Source organism: Klebsiella sp. BIGb0138 (genome assembly GCF_004342285.1).
Classification (GTDB): Bacteria; Pseudomonadota; Gammaproteobacteria; order Enterobacterales; family Enterobacteriaceae; genus Klebsiella.
The window spans coordinates 43,875-63,557 of sequence record NZ_SMCV01000005.1; the positions used below are offsets into that span (position 1 = coordinate 43,875).

The 19,683-nt window shown below is 56.6% G+C and carries 17 protein-coding genes; 4 read left to right on the forward strand and 13 right to left on the reverse strand.

Going from position 1 to position 19,683, the window contains the following annotated elements:
- Nucleotides 1-13 precede the first annotated feature (13 nt).
- Together EDF73_RS12885 and gltB are read right to left on the reverse strand one after the other, a co-directional pair.
- Nucleotides 14-1,432, reverse strand: coding sequence for a glutamate synthase small subunit (locus tag EDF73_RS12885; protein ID WP_132729526.1), 1,419 nt, complete (start codon nt 1,430-1,432; stop codon nt 14-16).
- A gap of 9 nt (nt 1,433-1,441) precedes the next feature.
- Nucleotides 1,442-5,902, reverse strand: coding sequence for a glutamate synthase large subunit (gene gltB / locus EDF73_RS12890; RefSeq protein WP_132729527.1), 4,461 nt, complete (start codon nt 5,900-5,902; stop codon nt 1,442-1,444).
- Nucleotides 5,903-6,574: 672 nt separating this feature from the next.
- Between gltB and EDF73_RS12895 the strand changes: the two genes are divergently transcribed.
- The 4 genes from EDF73_RS12895 to mtgA all read left to right on the forward strand — a co-directional run bounded on the left by EDF73_RS12895 (nt 6,575) and on the right by mtgA (nt 11,543).
- On the forward strand, nt 6,575-7,510 hold the full coding sequence (locus EDF73_RS12895) for a TIGR01212 family radical SAM protein (RefSeq protein ID WP_132729528.1): 936 nt from the start codon (nt 6,575-6,577) through the stop codon (nt 7,508-7,510).
- 84 nt (nt 7,511-7,594) lie between these two features.
- A complete protein-coding gene (gene arcB, locus EDF73_RS12900) occupies nt 7,595-9,934 on the forward strand; it encodes an aerobic respiration two-component sensor histidine kinase ArcB (protein WP_132729529.1) in 2,340 nt (779 codons plus the stop codon).
- A 233-nt stretch (nt 9,935-10,167) separates the two neighbouring features.
- Nucleotides 10,168-10,821, forward strand: a complete 654-nt coding sequence (gene elbB / locus EDF73_RS12905) for an isoprenoid biosynthesis glyoxalase ElbB (protein WP_132729530.1) — start codon at nt 10,168-10,170, stop codon at nt 10,819-10,821.
- Nucleotides 10,818-11,543: a monofunctional biosynthetic peptidoglycan transglycosylase gene (gene mtgA, locus EDF73_RS12910; protein ID WP_132729531.1), complete on the forward strand. Its 726-nt coding sequence runs from the start codon at nt 10,818-10,820 to the stop codon at nt 11,541-11,543. The genes elbB and mtgA overlap by 4 nt, the downstream gene beginning before the upstream one ends.
- Nucleotides 11,544-11,593: 50 nt before the next feature.
- On the opposite strand, the gene npr is transcribed toward mtgA, so the two are convergent.
- From npr to EDF73_RS12965, 11 genes are all read right to left on the reverse strand, one after another.
- Nucleotides 11,594-11,866 carry a PTS phosphocarrier protein NPr gene (npr, locus tag EDF73_RS12915; RefSeq protein WP_004868176.1) on the reverse strand — a complete coding sequence of 91 codons (273 nt, stop codon included), beginning with the start codon at nt 11,864-11,866 and terminating at the stop codon, nt 11,594-11,596.
- Complete coding sequence (gene rapZ / locus EDF73_RS12920) at nt 11,863-12,717, reverse strand: RNase adapter RapZ (protein WP_132729532.1); 855 nt, start codon at nt 12,715-12,717, stop codon at nt 11,863-11,865. The genes npr and rapZ overlap by 4 nt, the downstream gene beginning before the upstream one ends.
- Before the next feature lie 45 nt (nt 12,718-12,762).
- Nucleotides 12,763-13,251 carry a PTS IIA-like nitrogen regulatory protein PtsN gene (gene ptsN / locus EDF73_RS12925; protein WP_132729533.1) on the reverse strand — a complete coding sequence of 163 codons (489 nt, stop codon included), beginning with the start codon at nt 13,249-13,251 and terminating at the stop codon, nt 12,763-12,765.
- Between the two features lie 72 nt (nt 13,252-13,323).
- Nucleotides 13,324-13,611 carry a ribosome hibernation promoting factor gene (gene hpf, locus EDF73_RS12930; RefSeq protein ID WP_132729534.1) on the reverse strand — a complete coding sequence of 96 codons (288 nt, stop codon included), beginning with the start codon at nt 13,609-13,611 and terminating at the stop codon, nt 13,324-13,326.
- Nucleotides 13,612-13,633: 22 nt separating this feature from the next.
- Nucleotides 13,634-15,067 (reverse strand): RNA polymerase factor sigma-54, encoded by a 1,434-nt coding sequence (gene rpoN, locus EDF73_RS12935; protein WP_132729535.1) that lies wholly within the window; start codon nt 15,065-15,067, stop codon nt 13,634-13,636.
- Between the two features lie 47 nt (nt 15,068-15,114).
- The gene (gene lptB, locus EDF73_RS12940) at nt 15,115-15,840 is read right to left on the reverse strand and encodes an LPS export ABC transporter ATP-binding protein (RefSeq protein WP_004206203.1); all 726 of its coding nucleotides are present in this window, start codon (nt 15,838-15,840) and stop codon (nt 15,115-15,117) included.
- Nucleotides 15,841-15,846: 6 nt separating this feature from the next.
- A complete protein-coding gene (gene lptA / locus EDF73_RS12945) occupies nt 15,847-16,392 on the reverse strand; it encodes a lipopolysaccharide ABC transporter substrate-binding protein LptA (protein ID WP_132729536.1) in 546 nt (181 codons plus the stop codon).
- The gene (gene lptC / locus EDF73_RS12950) at nt 16,361-16,936 is read right to left on the reverse strand and encodes an LPS export ABC transporter periplasmic protein LptC (protein ID WP_132729537.1); all 576 of its coding nucleotides are present in this window, start codon (nt 16,934-16,936) and stop codon (nt 16,361-16,363) included. The genes lptA and lptC overlap by 32 nt, the downstream gene beginning before the upstream one ends.
- A complete protein-coding gene (kdsC, locus tag EDF73_RS12955; protein WP_132729538.1) occupies nt 16,933-17,499 on the reverse strand; it encodes a 3-deoxy-manno-octulosonate-8-phosphatase KdsC in 567 nt (188 codons plus the stop codon). The genes lptC and kdsC overlap by 4 nt, the downstream gene beginning before the upstream one ends.
- 14 nt (nt 17,500-17,513) lie before the next feature.
- Nucleotides 17,514-18,518, reverse strand: a complete 1,005-nt coding sequence (gene kdsD, locus EDF73_RS12960) for an arabinose-5-phosphate isomerase KdsD (protein WP_165905715.1) — start codon at nt 18,516-18,518, stop codon at nt 17,514-17,516.
- Nucleotides 18,515-19,492, reverse strand: coding sequence for a calcium/sodium antiporter (locus tag EDF73_RS12965; RefSeq protein WP_132729540.1), 978 nt, complete (start codon nt 19,490-19,492; stop codon nt 18,515-18,517). The genes kdsD and EDF73_RS12965 overlap by 4 nt, the downstream gene beginning before the upstream one ends.
- Between the last annotated feature and the right edge of the window lie 191 nt (nt 19,493-19,683).

Here is a 19,683-nt window from a genome sequence, read left to right on the forward strand (position 1 = left end):
CCGGGCTGATGGATTACACTTCCAGGTAGTTCAGGATCCCGTCAGCCGCTTTACGACCTTCGGCAATCGCCGTGACCACCAGATCGGAACCGCGCACGATATCGCCGCCGGCGAAGATTTTCGGGTTGCTGGTCTGGAACGCATTCTCATTGCCTTCCGGCGCGATAATACGGCCCTGGGAATCCAGCTCAACGTCGTGCTTCGCCAGCCACTCCATGCTGTGCGGGCGGAAACCAAACGCCATCACCACCGCATCGGCCGGAACCACGTGCTCGGAACCGGCGACGATCTCCGCACGACGGCGGCCCTTCGCATCCGGCTGACCCATCTCAGTACGCGCCATTTTCACGCCGCACACTTTACCGTTGGCATTCACTTCCACACCCAGAGGCTGAACGTTGAACTGGAATTCGACGCCCTCTTCACGCGCGTTTTTCACTTCGCGTTTAGAGCCCGGCATGTTTTCTTCGTCACGACGGTAGGCACAGATAACGTGAGTCGCCCCCTGACGTATGGAGGTACGTACGCAGTCCATCGCGGTGTCGCCACCGCCGAGAACCACCACGCGTTTACCTTCCATATTGACGTACGGTTCGTGCGCCGTTTCGCCAAAGCCCATGGTCTGCTTGGTATTGGCGATCAGGAATGGCAGGGCGTCAAAGACACCGTTCGCATCTTCGTTTTCCAGCCCGCCGCGCATGGACTGATAGGTCCCCACGCCGAGGAAGACGGCATCGTAATCTTTCAGCAGATCGTCAAGCTGAACGTCACGGCCCACTTCGATATTGAGTTTAAACTCAATCCCCATGCCGGTGAAGATTTCCCGGCGGCGGGTCATCACCTCTTTTTCCAGCTTAAACGCCGGAATACCGAAGGTCAGCAGGCCGCCGATTTCCGGATGGCGGTCAAATACCACGGCTTTGACGCCGTTACGGGTCAGCACGTCGGCACAGGCCAGCCCTGCCGGACCTGCCCCGACGATAGCGACCGTTTTACCGGTCTGCTTGACGCCGGAGAGATCGGGACGCCAGCCCATTTCGAACGCTTTATCATTGATATAACGCTCGATGTTGCCGATAGTCACCGCGCCGAACTCATCGTTCAGCGTACAGGAACCTTCACACAGGCGGTCCTGCGGGCAGACGCGCCCGCAGACTTCCGGCAGCGTGTTGGTCTGATGCGACAGTTCTGCCGCTTCAAAAATACGCCCTTCATTGGCCAGCTTCAGCCAGTTAGGGATGTAGTTGTGGACCGGACATTTCCATTCGCAGTACGGGTTGCCGCAGGACAGGCAGCGGTCTGCCTGGGCTTTGGCCTGGCCTTCTGAAAACGGCTCGTAAATTTCTACAAATTCAATTTTACGGATCTTCAGCGGTTTCTTTGGCGGATCAACGCGCTGTAAGTCGATAAACTGGTATACGTTCTGGCTCATCTGAATTCCTTACTGCGCCTGCACACGCAGCTCTGCTGCGCTACGACTACGGTGACCCAACAGTGCTTTAACATCGCTGGACTTTGGTTTAACCAGCGCGAATTTCGCTGCGAAGGCCGGCCAGTTAGCCAGGATCTCTTCACCGCGAGACGAACCGGTCAGCTGCACGTGTTCGGTAATCAGACCACGCAGGTGCTCTTCATGGATCGCGAGCGCGTCGACGTCCAGCACTTCCACCAGTTCCGGGTTCACACGTTTACGGAAGTCGCCATCTTCATCCAGTACGTAAGCAAAGCCGCCGGTCATCCCTGCGCCGAAGTTGACGCCGGTTTTACCCAGCACGCAGACGATGCCGCCGGTCATGTATTCACAACCGTTATCGCCGATGCCTTCTACCACGGTGATGGCGCCGGAGTTACGCACTGCAAAACGTTCGCCTGCGCGGCCTGCCGCGTACAGACGACCGCCGGTCGCGCCATACAGGCAGGTGTTGCCGATGATGCTTGCCTCATGGCTACGGAAGGCGGAGCCAACCGGAGGACGGATCGCAAGCAGACCACCCGCCATCCCTTTGCCGACGTAGTCGTTGGCATCGCCGGTCAGATGCAGCTCCACGCCACCGGCGTTCCACACGCCGAAGCTTTGGCCCGCGGTACCGCTGAAGTGCGCGGTAATCGGGTCTGCTGCCAGTCCCTGATCGCCGTGGGTCTGGGCGATATAGCCGGACAGGGATGCGCCAACCGAGCGATCGGTGTTACGGATATCAAACCAGAAGGTTTTGCTCTGTTTGCCGTCAACGAACGGTTTTGCCTGCTGCAGCAGCTGCGCGTTCAGCACGCCGTTATCAAACGGCGGGTTGCTTTCGGTGCAGTACAGCGCTTTACCCGGATGCGGCTCGGCGGTTTCCAGCAGTTTGCTCAGATCCAGCTTCTGCTGCTTCGCGGTATAGCCATCCAGCACTTTCAGCAGGTCGGTGCGGCCAATCAGGTCTACCAGACGCTTCACGCCGAGCTCAGCCATCAGCTCGCGGGTTTCGCGGGCGATGAATTCAAAGTAGTTAGTTACTTTGAACGGCAGGCCGTGATAGTGGTTCTTACGCAGTTTGTCATCCTGGGTTGCTACGCCGGTTGCGCAGTTGTTCAGGTGGCAAATGCGCAGATATTTACAGCCGAGCGCAACCATCGGGCCGGTACCGAAACCGAAGCTTTCCGCGCCGAGGATCGCCGCTTTGATGATGTCGAGGCCGGTTTTCAGCCCGCCGTCCACCTGCAGACGAATCTTGTGACGCAGGCCGTTGGCCACCAGCGCCTGCTGGGTTTCAACAAGGCCCAGTTCCCACGGACATCCCGCATATTTCACTGAGGAAAGCGGGCTGGCGCCGGTGCCGCCGTCATAACCGGCGATGGTGATGAGGTCGGCATAGGCTTTGGCCACGCCGGTAGCGATGGTGCCGACGCCCGGTTCAGAAACCAGCTTCACGGAAATCATCGCTTTCGGGTTAACCTGTTTGAGGTCAAAAATCAGCTGCGCCAGATCCTCGATAGAGTAAATATCGTGGTGCGGCGGCGGTGAAATCAGGGTAACGCCGGGAACCGAGTAGCGCAGTTTGGCAATATACGGGGTGACTTTATCCCCCGGCAGCTGCCCGCCTTCGCCCGGCTTCGCGCCCTGCGCGACTTTGATCTGGATAACATCGGCGTTCACCAGGTAAGCCGGGGTGACGCCGAAGCGACCGGAAGCGACCTGCTTAATCCGCGACACTTTGTTGGTGCCGTAGCGCGCAGGGTCTTCACCGCCTTCGCCGGAGTTAGAGAAACCGCCGATGCTGTTCATGGCTTCCGCCAGCGACTCATGCGCTTCCGGGCTCAACGCGCCGATAGACATGGCGGCGGTATCAAAGCGTTTGAACAGCTCTTTGGCCGATTCAACATGGTCGATGCTGATGGCGTCATCGCCTGGATTCAGCGCCAGCAGGTCGCGCAACGTTGCGGCCGGACGTTCATTCACCAGCTTCGCATACTGCTGATAATCCTGGTATTCACCGCTTTGTACGGCTTGTTGCAGGGTGCGGACGACGTCCGGATTATAGGCGTGATATTCGCCACCGTGCACGTATTTCAGCAGGCCGCCCTGATCCAGCGGTTTACGTGCCAGCCATGCGCGTTTGGACAGATTCAGCAAATCCTGCTGGAAGTCATCGAAGCCCGCGCCGCCGATACGGCTGACAACGCCGAGGAAGCACAGATCGGACACTTCGCGATGCAGACCGACGGCTTCGAACAGCTTCGAACAGCGGTAGGAGGCGATGGTCGAAATGCCCATTTTGGACATGATCTTGTACAGGCCTTTGTTGATGCCGTTACGGTAGTTCAGCATCACCGTACGGTAATCTTTCTCAATGGCTCTGCTATCGACCAGTTTCGCCAGCGTTTCATAGGCCAGGTATGGATAGATAGCCGTTGCGCCGAAGCCCAGCAGTACTGCGAAGTGGTGCGGGTCGCGGGCGCTGGCGGTTTCAACAATGATGTTGGCGTCGCAGCGCAGGCTCTTATCGACCAGGCGAGTCTGGATGGCGCCCACCGCCATCGGTGCCGGAACCGGCAGGCGGTCTTTGGCGATATTACGGTCGGAGAGCACCAGCAGGACGGTACCGTTACGCACCATCTGTTCTGCTTTATCGCACAGCGCTTTCACCGTTTCGGCCAGCGAGGTTTCCGTGGCGTTAAAGGTGATATCCAGCGTATCGGCGCGATAGTGCTCCTCTTTCATCGTGGTGAGCTGTTTGAAATCAGAGTACAGCAGGATCGGCGATTTGAAGCTCAGGCGGTGCGCCTGGCCTTCCGCTTCGCAGAAGACGTTCATTTCACGGCCGATGCTGGTGGCCAGCGACATCACGTGCGCTTCACGCAGCGGGTCGATCGGCGGGTTGGTAACCTGCGCGAACTGCTGGCGGAAGTAATCATAGATGACGCGCGGCTGGCTGGAGAGCACCGCAAACGGGGTGTCATCGCCCATCGAGCCGACGGCTTCCTGGCCATTTTCGCCCAGAACGCGCAGCACGGAGTCCAGCTCTTCAGCGCTGTAGTTAAACTGTTTCTGGTAGCTGGCGAGGGTGTCATCATCCAGCTGACGGCTGCCGACATCTTCGTCAGGCAGATCTTCGAACGGCACCAGGCGACGGACGTTTTTCTCCATCCACTCTTTATAAGGGTGGCGGCTTTTCAGATCGTCGTCGGTTTCCGCAGAGTGCAGAATGCGGCCGCCGCGGGTGTCGATCACCATCAGCTCGCCTGGGCCAACGCGGCCTTTTTCGACCACTTCGTCAGGCTGATAGTCCCAGATCCCGACTTCGGAAGCGCAGGTGATCAGCTTGTCTTTGGTGATGACGTAGCGCGCCGGGCGCAGACCGTTACGGTCGAGGTTACAGGCCGCGTAGCGGCCGTCGGACATCACGATGCCCGCCGGACCATCCCACGGCTCCATGTGCATGGAGTTAAAGTCAAAGAACGCGCGCAGCTCCGGATCCATATCCGGGTTGTTCTGCCAGGCTGGCGGAACGAGCAGACGCATCGCACGTACAATATCCATACCGCCGGCCAGCAGCAGCTCGAGCATGTTATCCATGGAGCTGGAGTCGGAGCCGGTTTCGTTAACGAACGGTGCCGCATCGTGCAGATCCGGGATTAACGGCGTCTGGAACTTATAGGTACGCGCGCGCGCCCACTGGCGGTTGCCGGTAATGGTGTTGATTTCGCCGTTATGCGCCAGATAGCGGAACGGTTGGGCCAGCGGCCAGCGCGGCACGGTATTGGTGGAGAAGCGCTGGTGGAACAGGCAGATTGCCGACTCCAGACGCAGGTCCGCGAGGTCCAGGTAGAAGCGCGGCAAATCCGCCGGCATACACAGACCTTTATAAATGTTCACCAGGTTCGACAGGCTGCAAACGTAGAAATCTTTATCTTCCTGCAGACGCTTTTCAATGCGGCGGCGAGCGATGAACAAACGACGTTCCATATCGCGCGGGCGCCAGCCAGCCGGGGCGTTAACAAAAATTTGTTCAATACGGGGCAGCGAGGAGAGGGCGATTTCACCGAGAACCCCTTCGTTGGTCGGCACTTCGCGCCAGCCGACGATCGACAGGGTTTCACGTTGTAATTCTTCTTCGACGATGCGGCGTGCGGTCGCCGCCAGCTCAGGATCTTTATTCAGGAACAACATCCCGACGGCGTAATTTTTGGCTAAACGCCAGCCGCGCTCTTCCGCAACGATACGGAAGAAACGATCGGGTTTTTGCAGCAGCAAGCCACAACCGTCGCCGGTTTTACCATCGGCAAGGATCGCGCCGCGGTGCTGCATTCGGGCCAGTGCGTGTATAGCGGTACGCACTACCTTGTGGCTAGGTTCGCCTTCTATGTGGGCGATCAGGCCGAAACCACAGTTATCCCTCTCAAGGGATTTATCGTACAACATATCAGTGAACCTCCCCAGGCTCTACGGGACACCCTCCGATACCGATTGCGCACGGGCACAGAAAGAGCATGGCGACGGGGTTTGCACCTCGCATTCGCCCTCTTTAAATCCTTTTCGCATCGGTACGCAAGTTTGAGGACTTGCTGTAAGAGGGAATCTCAATTACTGCATAAATATGATGAGCAGAGCACTCATCCAGAAAGCTTCCAGCGGATTCCCAACTTATCGGGAATCCGCACTTACGTCAAATGGCAATCTTATTTATACAAAAATGTGCTATACAGAGTTTAACTATATGATAGTTAAGGTAATAGTCGTGTTTTAAGCGGCAATAAAACGTAGCGGAAAGCCTAATCTAGTGTGATCTGTCTCACTATATCGATAGCGTAACATTATCGTTCTGTGCTGAACTGGCTATTTATAGCAGAGTATTTATCTGCTTATTATCTCAGAGGCGAGAAATAACACTGTTTTTTACCCTGATGAAGATAATGGCAAACCAGGGGTTAAGTATAAGCAAAACTCATCATAGCACGGGTGAATGAAATTGCAGTTATCTTGAGTGGTTATGCAATGAGGTGAGCGGCCACTCTGACGATTGATCCAGGTCATCGCCGTAGGTGACTAAAAATGGCAGGCTTGGCCCCTTTATTCAGGCCGGTCTATCAGATTATGCAGTTACAGAAATTAGTCAATATGTTTGGTGGGGATCTTTCGCGGCGCTATGGCGAAAAGGTGCATAAATTGACGCTGCACGGCGGGTTTAGCTGCCCGAATCGCGATGGCACGATTGGCCGCGGGGGCTGCACGTTCTGCAACGTGGCCTCATTTGCCGATGAGGCGCAGCGGCAACACTCGATTGCTGAACAGCTGGCGTATCAGGCGCAGCGGGTCAACCGGGCGCAACGCTATCTGGCCTACTTTCAGGCCTATACCAGCACCTTTGCCGAAGTCGAACTCTTACGCGAGATGTATCAGCAGGCGGTGAGCCAGGCCAGCATCGTCGGGCTGTGTGTAGGCACCCGCCCGGACTGCGTCCCGGAGGCGGTGTTCGATCTGCTCAGCGGCTACCGGGAACAGGGCTACGAAGTGTGGCTGGAGCTGGGGTTACAAACGGCGCACGACAAAACGCTGCGGCGTATTAACCGCGGTCATGATTTCGCCTGCTACCAGCGCACCACTCGTCTGGCGCGCGAGCGCGGCCTTAACGTATGCGCGCATTTAATCGTCGGGTTGCCGGGCGAAGAGCAGAGCCATTGCCTGCAAACGTTGGCGCGGGTCGTGGAAACCGGCGTCGATGGTATCAAGCTGCATCCGCTGCATATCGTGACCGGGAGCATTATGGCGAAAGCCTGGCAGGCCGGGCGTTTACAGGCGATCGCGCTGGATGACTATACCGCCACCGCCGGAGAGATGATTCGTCATACTCCGCCGGAGGTGATTTATCACCGCATTTCGGCCAGCGCCCGTCGCCCGACGCTGCTGGCCCCGCAGTGGTGCGAGAACCGCTGGACCGGGATGGTTGAACTTGACCGCTATCTTAATCAATACGGCGTCCAGGGCTCGGCGCTGGGGCGTGGCTGGATCCCGCCAGCCTCAGGAGCGTAAGGGGATACGCATTTTTTGCACAACTTACAGCGTATTGCTCAGAATTGGGTATTATTGTGCGGAGTTGTCGCGAAGGAATCCCTTATGAAGCAAATCCGTATGCTGGCGCAGTACTATGTCGACCTGATGATGAAACTGGGTCTGGTGCGTTTTTCCATGCTGTTGGCCCTGGCTCTGGTGGTGCTGGCGATCGTCGTGCAGATGGCCGTTACGATGGTCCTGCATGGCCAGGTCGAGAGCATCGATGTCATCCGCTCTATCTTCTTTGGCCTGCTGATCACCCCGTGGGCGGTCTACTTTTTGTCGGTGGTGGTGGAGCAGCTGGAAGAGTCGCGACAGCGCCTCTCGCGACTGGTCGACAAACTCGAGGAGATGCGCGAGCGCGACCTCAAGCTTAACGTGCAGCTTAAAGACAATATCGCGCAGCTCAATCAGGAGATTGGCGAACGTGAGAAAGCGGAAGCCGAGCGCGAGACGACCCTGGAACAGCTGAAGATTGAGATGAAAGAGCGTGAAGAGACGCAAATTCAGCTGGAACAACAATCCTCCTTCCTCCGTTCTTTCCTCGATGCCTCGCCGGATCTGGTTTTCTATCGCAATGAAGACAAAGAGTTTTCCGGCTGTAACCGGGCGATGGAACTGCTGACGGGTAAAAGCGAGAAACAGCTTATCCACCTCAAGCCGCAGGATGTCTATAACGAAGAAGCGGCGGAGAAAGTGCTGGAGACCGACGAAAAGGTCTTCCGGCATAACGTGTCGCTGACCTACGAGCAGTGGTTGGATTATCCGGACGGGCGCAAAGCCTGCTTTGAAATCCGCAAGGTCCCTTACTATGACCGCGTCGGTAAGCGCCGCGGCCTGATGGGCTTTGGGCGCGACATTACCGAACGGAAGCGCTATCAGGATGCGCTGGAACGCGCCAGCCGCGACAAGACGACATTTATCTCGACCATCAGCCATGAGCTGCGTACGCCGCTGAACGGCATCGTGGGGCTGAGCCGCATTCTGCTGGATACCGAGCTGACCGGCGAGCAGGAAAAATACCTGAAAACGATCCATGTTTCGGCGGTGACTTTGGGTAATATTTTCAACGATATTATTGATATGGATAAGATGGAGCGGCGAAAAGTCCAGCTGGATAACCAGCAGGTCGACTTTACCAGCTTCCTGGCCGATCTGGAGAATCTCTCCGGCCTGCAGGCGCAGCAGAAAGGGCTGCGTTTCGTGATGGATCCGACGTTACCCCTGCCGCATCAGGTGGTGACCGACGGAACGCGGCTGCGGCAGATCCTGTGGAACCTCATCAGCAACGCCGTGAAATTCACCCCACAGGGCGGAAACGTCACCGTTCGCGTTCGCTATGATGAAGGCGACATCCTGCATTTTGAAGTAGAAGACTCCGGCATTGGTATTCCGCAGGCGGAGCAGGATAAGATCTTCGCCATGTATTATCAGGTGAAAGACAGCCACGGCGGTAAACCGGCGACCGGGACCGGAATTGGCCTTGCCGTATCGCGTCGTCTGGCGCGCAATATGGGCGGGGATATTAATGTCTCCAGCCAGCCGGGCCAGGGCGCGACGTTTACCCTGACGGTGCATGCGCCCGCGGTGGCGGAAGAGGTGGAAGATACGCTGACGGAAGATGAAATGCCGCTGCCGGCGCTGAATGTGCTGCTGGTTGAGGATATCGAGCTCAATGTGATTGTCGCGCGTTCGGTGCTGGAGAAGCTGGGTAACAGCGTTGATGTTGCGATGACCGGTAAGGCGGCGCTGGAGATGTTTGAGCCGGGCGAATACGACCTGGTGCTGCTGGATATTCAGCTACCGGACATGACCGGTCTCGACATTTCTCGTCAACTCAAGCAGCAATATGCTGCCGACGAGCTGCCGCCTCTGGTCGCGCTCACCGCCAACGTCCTGAAGAACAAAAAAGAGTATCTCGATGCCGGGATGGACGATGTTCTGAGCAAACCGCTATCGGTACCGGCGTTAACCGCCATCATTAAAAAATTCTGGGATGCGCCGGAAGAAGAGGTCAGTGAAATGCCAGGCGTTGATGTCAGCAAATCGTCTGCCGTACTGGATGTTCCGATGCTGGAGCAGTACATCGAGCTGGTGGGGCCGCAGCTTATCAACGATGGCCTGGCGGTTTTTGAGAAGATGATGCCGGGCTATCTGGCGGTGCTGGAATCTAACCTCACTGCTCGTGACCAGAAAGGGATCGTCGATGAAGGGCATAAGATTAAGGGGGCAGCGGGTTCTATCGGCCTGCGCCATATCCAGCAGCTGGGGCAGCAGATTCAGACTCCGGACCTGCCGGCGTGGTCAGATAACGTTGGTGAATGGGTCGAAGAGATGAAATCAGAGTGGCAGAACGATGTGGCGGTGCTGAAAGCGTGGGTGGCGGCGGCAGATAAAAAATGACCCCGGATAAACCGGGGTGCGCGAATACTGCGCCAACACCAGGGAACGGGTCGTTGCGCCAGAATAATGAGAGATATTTTTTACGTAGCGCAACCTGAGGATTGGGTTTGCTCGCTCATTAAGATAGCAAACCTTAAATAATTTGTTACGTGAATCAGTAAAATATGTGAAGCAATGCGGGTAAATCAAAATTTTTGACTGGTTTCAGCAAGTTGCACTAAGGAGCTGGCAGTATGAAAAAGATAGGTGTGGTACTGAGCGGTTGTGGCGTCTATGACGGAACGGAGATCCATGAAGCGGTCATTACCCTGTTGGCGATAGCCCGTGGCGGCGCGCAGGCGGTCTGTTTCGCCCCTGATAAAAGCCAAACGGATGTCATCAACCATCTGACCGGTGAGCCGCTGGCTGAAAGCCGCAACGTGTTGATTGAAGCGGCGCGTATTGCCCGCGGCGATATCCAGCCTCTGGCTCGCGCCCGGGCTGACGATCTCGATGCGCTGATTGTCCCCGGCGGGTTTGGCGCGGCGAAAAATCTTAGCAGTTTTGCCGCGCAGGGGGCCGAATGCGCCGTCGACAGCGACCTGCAAGCGCTGACTCTGGCGATGCATCAGGCGGGTAAACCGTTGGGCTTTATGTGTATCGCCCCGGCGCTGCTGCCAAAAATTTTGCCGATCCCGCTGCGGGTAACCATTGGTACCGATATCGACACTGCGGACGTCATGGAGGAGATGGGCGCGGAACATGTGCCCTGCCCGGTCGATGACATCGTGGTGGATGAAGAGAACAAAGTGGTGACGACGCCGGCCTATATGCTGGCGCAGAACATCGCGGAAGCGGCGACCGGGATTGAGAAGCTGGTGGCCCGCGTGCTGGTTCTGGCTGAATGAGCGTTCGTCTGTCGCCGTGGCGGATGATCAAGCGCCTGCTGCTGCGCGTACTGCTGATCGGCGCGGTCTTTTGCGGCGGTGGTATTGCGTTGTTCAGCGTGCTGCCGGTCCCTTATTCGGCGGTGATGCTGGAGCGGCAGCTAGGCGCGTGGCTGGGCGGGGATTTTCATTACATCGCCCATTCCGACTGGGTCGGGATGGATGAGATATCGCCGTGGATGGGGCTGGCGGCGATTGCCGCTGAGGATCAAAAATTCCCTGAACACTGGGGCTTTGACCTTCCGGCGATAGAAAAAGCGCTGGCGCACAACGAACGGCACGAAAGCCGGGTGCGTGGGGCATCCACGCTCTCACAGCAGACGGCGAAAAACCTGTTTCTATGGGATGGCCGCAGCTGGCTGCGCAAAGGGCTGGAAGCCGGGTTAACGGTAGGCATTGAGACGGTGTGGAGTAAAAAACGCATTCTCTGCGTCTATCTGAATATTGCCGAGTTCGGCGAAGGAATTTTTGGCGTTGAAGCCGCGTCACAGCGCTATTTTCATAAGCCTGCGAGCAAGTTAACCGCGTCTGAAGCCGCGCTCCTGGCGGCGGTCTTACCCAATCCGATTCGTTTTCGCGCCGATGCGCCGTCCGGCTATATTCGCAGCCGACAGGCATGGATCCTGCGCCAGATGCGTCAGTTAGGCGGGGAAGGGTTTATGCGAGCGCATAGGCTGGATTAAGGCGAAGCCGGAGGGAGGTCGTCCCGGTCAGCGTCGCGTGACCGGGAAAACTAGTCTTCGTCAAAACCGGCATTGAACAGCGCGATAACCGCTGCCAGCGCCTCGACTTCCTGCGGACCGTTGGCCTCAATCTCAATTTGCCGACCCTTGGCGGAATCGAGCATCAGCAGAGCAATCACGCTATTGGCTTCCGCTTCTGTCCCCTCGTCGTTGCGCAGCAGGACTTCCGCATCATAATTCTGCATCAGCTCAAACAGCTTCATCGCCGGGCGGGCATGCATCCCCAGCTTATTGGTGATTTCAACGATCTGCTTTACGGTCATGATTTGCGTTTTTCCAGCGTCCGATGGCGAGACTGCACGTTCTTACCGCGCGAGCGGAAGTAATCGGCCAGTTGTTCGGCGATGTAGACCGAACGGTGTTTACCGCCGGTACAACCAATGGCCACCGTCAGGTAGCTGCGGTTATTGGTTTCCAGCATCGGTAACCATAGCTCAAGATAGCTGCGGGTCTGGTAAATAAAGTTGTGAACTTCGGTGTGCCGATCAAGGAAGGCGGCAACGGGCTTATCCAGTCCGGTCATCGGGCGCAGCTTCGGATCCCAGTGTGGGTTCGGCAGGAAGCGAACGTCGAAGACGTAATCGGCATCGATCGGGATACCATGCTTAAAGCCGAAGGATTCAAAGACCATGGTCAGCTCGCGTTCGCGCTTGCCAAGCAGACGCGTACGCAGCATTTCTGCCAGCTCATGCACCGACATCTCAGAGGTATCGACGATCAGATCGGCCCGTGAGCGCAGCGGCTCCAGCAGGTCGCTCTCTTCGTCGATGGCGCTCTCCAGCGACAGGTTTTTGCTCGACAGCGGGTGCAGACGGCGGGTGTCGCTGTAGCGGCGGATCAGCGTATTGCGGTCGGCGTCGAGGAACAGCAGCTGCGGAGAAAATGACTCAGGCAGGTTTTTCATCGCCTGTTCAAAGATCTCCGGCGATTCCGGCATGTTACGCACGTCAATGCTGACGGCGGCAGAAATGTTTCTGTCGGCCAGCGAGCGCGCCAGATCGGGCAACAGCACTACCGGCAGGTTATCTACGCAATAGAAGCCCATATCTTCCAGCGCCCGCAGGGCGACGGATTTCCCCGATCCGGAGCGGCCGCTGACGATCATCAGTACCATGTACCGTTTCTCCTCAGTACGATAAAGGGTAGGGTGCGACTCCCGTTATGCGTCATCGCGGCTTCCTGCTTCGGTGATGATTTCATACAGCTCTTCATCGCTTTGTGCAGCGCGCAGGCGACGACAAATGGTTTTATCCGCCAGTCGTTTGGCCACCAACGAGAGCGTATGCAGATGGGTTTTGGTCTGATCGGCCGGCACCAGAAGCGCAAACAGCAGATCGACAGGCTGGTTGTCGATCGCATCAAAGGCGATCGGCGTTTCCAGCTGGACAAATACGCCGACGGCGCGCAGCGTGTCCTCTTCGAGCTTACCGTGGGGAATCGCAATGCCATTGCCAATCCCGGTACTGCCCATTTTCTCACGGGTGAGGATCGCTTCAAATACCAGCTGCGGCGGCAGGCCTAACTGTTTAGCTGCCAGCTCACTGATAATCTCCAGCGCGCGCTTTTTACTCTGGCAGTGAACCTGGCTACGGGTACATTCCTGGTTCAGGACATTGCTCAGTTGTAGAGCCGAATCGTTGTTCATCATAATTTCACCTGAGCGCGCCCCTTGCCGACCGCCGATGAGAGCTGGCAGCCGGCCAGGGCGACGCCCGGACAATTAGTGTTGTTTTAGTTTATCTTTATGTTTTGTTAACTGTCGTGCCAGCTTATCGATAAGACCATCGATAGCGGCATACATATCCTGCCCTTCCGCACTGGCATGGATTTCGCCACCGTTGACATGCAGATTGGCATCCGCAATTTGCGTCACCTTCTCTACTTTTAACACAATATAGACCTGATTGATCCTGTCGAAAAACTGCTCCAGTTTGCTGAACTTCGCAGTGACGAAGTCGCGCAGCGCGGGGGTGATTTCGACGTTGTGTCCTGTAATGTTGAGCTGCATAGTGTCTTCCTTATCGGTTGGGTCAGACCAGTTGTTTACGCTGGTTAGACGGCGGAATGGATAAAGACTCTCGGTACTTAGCGACGGTACGGCGTGCCACCATGATACCCTGTTCGGACAGGATGGTGGTGAGCTTACTGTCACTCAACGGCTTCGCGGGGTTCTCCGCGGCGATTAACTTCTTCACCAGCGCACGAATAGCCGTCGACGATGCCTCGCCGCCGCCTTCGGTGTTCACATGGCTGGAGAAGAAATACTTGAGCTCAAAAATACCGCGTGGACTGTGTAGATATTTTTGGGTGGTCACGCGTGAAATCGTGGATTCATGCATTTCGACGGCCTGGGCGATATCCGCCAGCACCATCGGTTTCATAAACTCTTCGCCCTGATCGAAGAAGGCCTGCTGTTGCTCGACGATGCAGCGGCTGACGCGCAGCAGCGTATCATTGCGGCTTTCCAGGCTCTTGATAAGCCAGCGGGCCTCCTGCAGGTTGCTGCGGATAAACTGGCTGTCCGCGTCGTTGCGCGTGCTGTTACCCATCGCCGCGTACTGCTGGTTGATTTTCAGGCGCGGGATGCTATCGGAATTAAGCTCGACCACCCAGCGATCGCTAACCTTTCGCACCAGAACGTCGGGAATGACGTATTCCGGCTCGCTGGTCTGGATCGACTGACCGGGACGCGGGTCGAGAGACTGGATCAGGTTAACCGCTTCTTTCAGCACCTCTTCTTTGAGTCGCGTGACGCGCATCAGGGAGCGGAAGTCATGGTTAGCGAGCAGATCGAGATGCTCGCTGATGATAAGCCGGGCTTCTTCCAGCCACGGCGTCTCTTTGGCGTATTGTGAAAGTTGTACCAGCAGACAGTCGCGCAGATCTTTGGCCGCTACGCCGACGGGGTCGAAACGCTGGATGCGCTTCAGCACCGCTTCCACCTCTTCCAGACCGATTTCGTCATCGTCGATGCTCTCGACAATATCCTCCACCCGAATCGTGAGGTAGCCGGTGTCATCAACGGCATCGACGATAGAGGTGGCGATCGCGCGATCGGTATCGGTGAACGGCGTCAGCTCCACCTGCCACATCAGGTAATCCTGCAGACTTTGGGTCGTTTCGCCTTGATAGATAGGCAGCTCGTCGTCCTGATAATCGACGCCGTTTCCCGACGGCGTGCCGGCGGTGTAGATTTCATCCCAGCTGGCGTCGAGCGGCAGCTCTTCCGGCATATCTTTTTGTTCAAGAGCGTCGACGGTATCCAGCGATTCGCGGTCCTCGACCTCTTTGGTATCTACCTCATCGTGAAGATCGGTTTGCTCAAGCAATGGATTACTCTCCAGCGCCTGCTGGAGTTCCTGCTGGAGTTCTAACGTGGACAGCTGCAACAAACGTATGGCCTGTTGCAGTTGTGGCGTCATGGCAAGCTGTTGGCTTAGCCTTAATTGCAAACCTTGCTTCATATTCAGGGCTAATATCTCCGGCTAAAACGTCTGTAACCTCTACCCTATCAGAGTCTGAAGTCTTCCCCAAGATACACGCGCTTAACCTGCTCGTCTTCAAGGATTTGCTGCGGCGTGCCATGGGCGATCAGGTGGCCCTGGCTGACGATATACGCGCGTTCGCAGACGGCCAGCGTTTCCCTGACGTTATGGTCGGTGATCAGCACCCCAAGACCGCTGTCGCGCAGGTGTTCGATGATGCGTTTGATATCGATAACGGAAATGGGGTCAACGCCGGCAAAGGGTTCATCCAGCAGGATAAATTTCGGGTTGGCGGCCAGCGCACGGGCAATTTCGACGCGGCGGCGTTCACCGCCGGACAGCGCCTGACCGAGGCTGTCGCGCAGATGCTCAATGTGAAACTCTTCCATCAGTTCTTTCGCGCGGTCTTCACGCTGTTCGCTGCTGAGGTCGTCCCGAATCTGCAACACCGCCATCAGGTTATCGTAAACGCTCAGACGACGGAAAATGGAGGCTTCCTGCGGCAGATAGCCGATGCCCCGGCGCGCGCGCGCGTGCAGCGGCAGCAGGCTGATATCTTCATCGTCGATGATAATATTGCCGGCGTCGCGCGGCACAATGCCGACCACCATGTAGAAGGTCGTGGTTTTACCGGCGCCGTTGGGGCCGAGCAGACCGACAATCTCGCCGGAATTCACGGTCAGACTGACATCTTCCACCACGCGGCGGCCTTTGTACGCTTTGGCGAGATTCTTTGCGGTTAATGTTGCCATAACGAATTAGTTACCCTTCTTTTGCTGGTTGGTGCTTTTGTCTTGCAGCTGCGAAGGAACCAGAACCGTCGTCACGCGTCCGCCTTTATTGCTGAACGCCTGCATTTTCTGCTCTTTCACCAGATAGGTGATCTTGTCGCCCTGGATATTGCTGTCGAGCTGATCCAGGTGTGCGTTGCCGGTCAGCACCACAAAATCGTTCTGCAATTCATAGTGCATCTTTGACGCCCGGCCTTTCACCGGTTTACCGTTGTCCTGCATCTGGTAGAAGGTGGCCGGGTTGCCGTAACCGTCGATCACTTCTTTGCCTCTTTCACCGCCCGGACGGGTCACCACCACCTTATCGGCGTTGATTTTGATAGTCCCCTGGGTGACGACGACATTACCGGTAAAGGTGACAACATTACCCTGCATATCCAGCGACTGCTGATCGGATTCGATATGAATCGGCTGATCGGTGTCGCCGGTTTTTGCCAGCGCCGGCAGGCTGGCGGCCAGTAAAGCGCTGGCGAGCGCAATCTTAAGGCTGAGTTTGTTTGTTCTGAATTTCATAAGAGGTTCTAACCTTTTCAATCAGCTCGGCAGTTTTGCTGCGTAGGTTTCCGCGCATTTTCAGGCCGCTGGAATTAAATGTTGTCCCGTACAACGTCACCATGTCATCGGAGGTAACGTCTTGCGTCACCAGGTTTATCTGGGCGTTATCCGTCGTAATTTTCTGCAGTTGAGAGTCTGCGGTCAGCGCATTGACTTCAACGTGCCCGTAAAGATACAGCATGCGGTCTTTGGTCAGCTTCGCTTTATCCGCTTTGACAGACCAGGTTGGTACCTTATTGGTATCAAAGGTGGTCATCACCGGCTTGGTAAACCACGACAGCTCCTGGGCGGAAAAATACTCCACGTGCTCCGCGATTAAGCGATAGTTAAGCGCCCCTTCCGGACTGTATACGACGGTATCGGTATGTTCACTGGTATAGGTCGGGTCATCAGGATTGACCTCCGGCTGGGCGGTATCGTCGGTACCCGCCAGGTTAAGGCCGATCAGGATCAGCGCGACCAGCGACAGTAAAATGATAACCCAACGTCTGGTTTTACTCATATTGATTGCCCTTTGGCCTCATCCAGCTTGCCCTGCGCCAATAGTAACAAATCGCAGACTTCACGTACCGCTCCGCGTCCACCGTTAATACGGGTGACGTAATCCGCCCGCGGCAGCAGCAGAGGGTGTGCATCCGCCACCGCCACGCTTAAACCGACTTCCGCCATCACCGGCCAGTCGATCAGGTCGTCGCCAACGTAGGCGACTTCGTCCGCAGCAACCGCCAGTTTGCTTAATAACTCACGAAATGCCAGCAGCTTATCGGACTGCCCCTGGTACAGGTGTGTAATGCCCAGCGTCTGACAGCGATCTTCTACCAGTTTAGCTTTTCGCCCGGTAATAATCGCCACTTCAATACCTGAAGTCAGCGCGCAACGGATCCCATAGCCGTCACGGACGTTGAACGCCTTCAGCTCTTCGCCGTGGTTGCCCATGTAGATAAGACCGTCGGACAGCACGCCGTCAACGTCGAGGATCAATAAACGGATCTTCGCCGCCCGATCGATAAACTCAGGACTGACCGGCCCGTAGCAGGTCGCCAGCAGGGCATCAGCATTATTCATTATTTTATCCTTACTTACACTACGCCCGCGCGCAGGAGATCGTGCATATGTACCACACCCAACAGATGGTCGCCATCGGCAACTAACACACAGGTGATATGGCGGGATTGCATCAGATTCAGCGCATCGACCGCCAGTATACCGGGACGGATGCGAATGCCGCCCGGCGTCATCACGTCGGCGATACGCGCGTTACGCATATCGACGCCGGTATCGAACACCCGACGCAGGTCGCCGTCGGTGAAGATGCCGATGATGTTCATGTCATCATCGCAAACCGCCGTCATGCCTAAATTTTTCCGCGTGATTTCCAGCAGCGCGTCGCGCAAAGTGGCTTGCTCATTGACGTGCGGGATTTCATCACCGGTATGCATAATATCATTGACCCGCAGCAACAGCTTACGGCCCAGTGCGCCACCGGGATGCGACAGCGCGAAATCTTCGGCGGTAAAACCACGGGCTTCCAGCAGCGCTACCGCCAGAGCATCGCCCATCACCAGCGCGGCGGTGGTGCTGGAGGTTGGCGCCAGGCCTAACGGGCAGGCTTCCTTCTGCACCTTCACGCACAGATGAATATCGGCCGCGCGCGCCATACTGCTTTCCGGGCGGCTGGTGATGCAGATAAGGGGGACCTGCTGGCGTTTGAGCACCGGAATCAGCGCCAGGATTTCGTTCGACTCGCCGGAGTTAGAGAGGGCGATAATCACATCCTGCGGCGTGACCATGCCTAAGTCGCCGTGGGCCGCTTCGCCGGGATGGACGAAGAACGACGGCGTGCCGGTGCTGGCGAAGGTGGCGGCCATTTTACGCCCGATATGACCGGACTTGCCCATCCCCATCACCACGACTTTGCCGCTGCAGCGGAAAATCTTCTCGCAGGCATGCGTGAAATCGTCATTAATGTACCGATCGAGTTGAGCCAGACCTTCACGTTCAATTTCCAGAACCTCGCGTCCTGCCCGTTGAAAGTCAAAATCCGTTGGCAAATCTGTTTGCGACATAATGTTATCCCGATTCATTCAACGAACAGCGGTGCTGCCCAGTACAGCATCGCCAACCAAACCACAAAACCGCCGACCAGCAGCGCGCCGGCAAGGCGGCCGGGTTGCCGTTTGCGCCGCCAGCACAGCAGGGCGAAGATCGCGCTGACGAACAGCATCACGGCATAGTCACGCGTAAATGCCTCAGGAGCGAAAGCGCCCGGGGCAATCAGGGCTGGTAACCCGAGGACCAGGGCGATATTGAGGATATTGGCGCCGATAATATTGCCGATGGCGATATCGTCTTCCCCTTTTCGCGCTCCTGCAATCGCCGTCGCCAGTTCCGGCAGGCTGGTGCCGATCGCCACCACCGTCAAACCGACGGTCAGTTCGCTGATGGCGAAATAGTTTGCCAGCACCGTCGCGTTATCGACGACCATACGGGTCGCCATGGGCATCACGATCATTGCCACCCCCAGCCAGAGCAGGGCGACGGGAAGCGAACCTTCCCGGGGAAGCTCCGCCATCTGTTCCCGGGTCAGGCTATCGCTGCCCTGGCGCTCCGCGAGACGCGCGATCTTAATGGTAAACAACAGCCACAGTATGGCGAGCGCGAGTAAAAAAAAGCCATCCATACGCGACAGTTGCCCATCGTACAGCACAAAGCTTGCCAGCAAACTGACCAGCAACATTAGCGGTAACTCGCGGCGCAGGATATCAGAATGCACGGTAAATGGATGAAGTAAGGCGGCGAGGCCGAGGATTAATAAAATATTGGTGATATTCGAGCCGATCGCCGTACCGATCGCCAGATCGGTCTGCCCATGCAGGGAAGCGGCCGCAGAGACGATGATCTCAGGCAGGCTGGTGCCGATACTCACCACCGTCATCCCGATAATCAGCGGTGGGATCCCTATCATGCGGCACAGGATTGAAGCGGCGTAGACCAGACGATCGGCGCTGTACACTACCAGCAATAAACCAATTATTAACAGAGCCGTCGCTAAGAGCATCTAAAGTCCTTTCTTCAGGTATAATCGTCGCTTCGCTGTACCGATCCGTCTGCAGCGTAACGAATTCTTAATTTTGACTTTATGTTTGTCAAAAGTAAAACAAATGCCAGCTTTCGCTAACCCGGGCAGGTAAGATTCTGTAAAAATGTTGGGTTTATGGTGAAAGTACGCGCCATGCTTAGCCCGAGGGA

Excerpts from the sequence above, each read along its gene's own strand:
- EDF73_RS12885 (WP_132729526.1), bottom strand. The coding sequence starts at position 1,432 with ATGAGCCAGAACGTATACCAGTTTATCGACTTACAGCGCGTTGATCCG.
- gltB (WP_132729527.1), bottom strand. The coding sequence starts at position 5,902 with ATGTTGTACGATAAATCCCTTGAGAGGGATAACTGTGGTTTCGGCCTG.
- EDF73_RS12895 (WP_132729528.1), top strand. The coding sequence starts at position 6,575 with ATGCAGTTACAGAAATTAGTCAATATGTTTGGTGGGGATCTTTCGCGG.
- arcB (WP_132729529.1), top strand. The coding sequence starts at position 7,595 with ATGAAGCAAATCCGTATGCTGGCGCAGTACTATGTCGACCTGATGATG.
- elbB (WP_132729530.1), top strand. The coding sequence starts at position 10,168 with ATGAAAAAGATAGGTGTGGTACTGAGCGGTTGTGGCGTCTATGACGGA.
- mtgA (WP_132729531.1), top strand. The coding sequence starts at position 10,818 with ATGAGCGTTCGTCTGTCGCCGTGGCGGATGATCAAGCGCCTGCTGCTG.
- npr (WP_004868176.1), bottom strand. The coding sequence starts at position 11,866 with ATGACCGTAAAGCAGATCGTTGAAATCACCAATAAGCTGGGGATGCAT.
- rapZ (WP_132729532.1), bottom strand. The coding sequence starts at position 12,717 with ATGGTACTGATGATCGTCAGCGGCCGCTCCGGATCGGGGAAATCCGTC.
- ptsN (WP_132729533.1), bottom strand. The coding sequence starts at position 13,251 with ATGATGAACAACGATTCGGCTCTACAACTGAGCAATGTCCTGAACCAG.
- hpf (WP_132729534.1), bottom strand. The coding sequence starts at position 13,611 with ATGCAGCTCAACATTACAGGACACAACGTCGAAATCACCCCCGCGCTG.
- rpoN (WP_132729535.1), bottom strand. The coding sequence starts at position 15,067 with ATGAAGCAAGGTTTGCAATTAAGGCTAAGCCAACAGCTTGCCATGACG.
- lptB (WP_004206203.1), bottom strand. The coding sequence starts at position 15,840 with ATGGCAACATTAACCGCAAAGAATCTCGCCAAAGCGTACAAAGGCCGC.
- lptA (WP_132729536.1), bottom strand. The coding sequence starts at position 16,392 with ATGAAATTCAGAACAAACAAACTCAGCCTTAAGATTGCGCTCGCCAGC.
- lptC (WP_132729537.1), bottom strand. The coding sequence starts at position 16,936 with ATGAGTAAAACCAGACGTTGGGTTATCATTTTACTGTCGCTGGTCGCG.
- kdsC (WP_132729538.1), bottom strand. The coding sequence starts at position 17,499 with ATGAATAATGCTGATGCCCTGCTGGCGACCTGCTACGGGCCGGTCAGT.
- kdsD (WP_165905715.1), bottom strand. The coding sequence starts at position 18,518 with ATGAATCGGGATAACATTATGTCGCAAACAGATTTGCCAACGGATTTT.
- EDF73_RS12965 (WP_132729540.1), bottom strand. The coding sequence starts at position 19,492 with ATGCTCTTAGCGACGGCTCTGTTAATAATTGGTTTATTGCTGGTAGTG.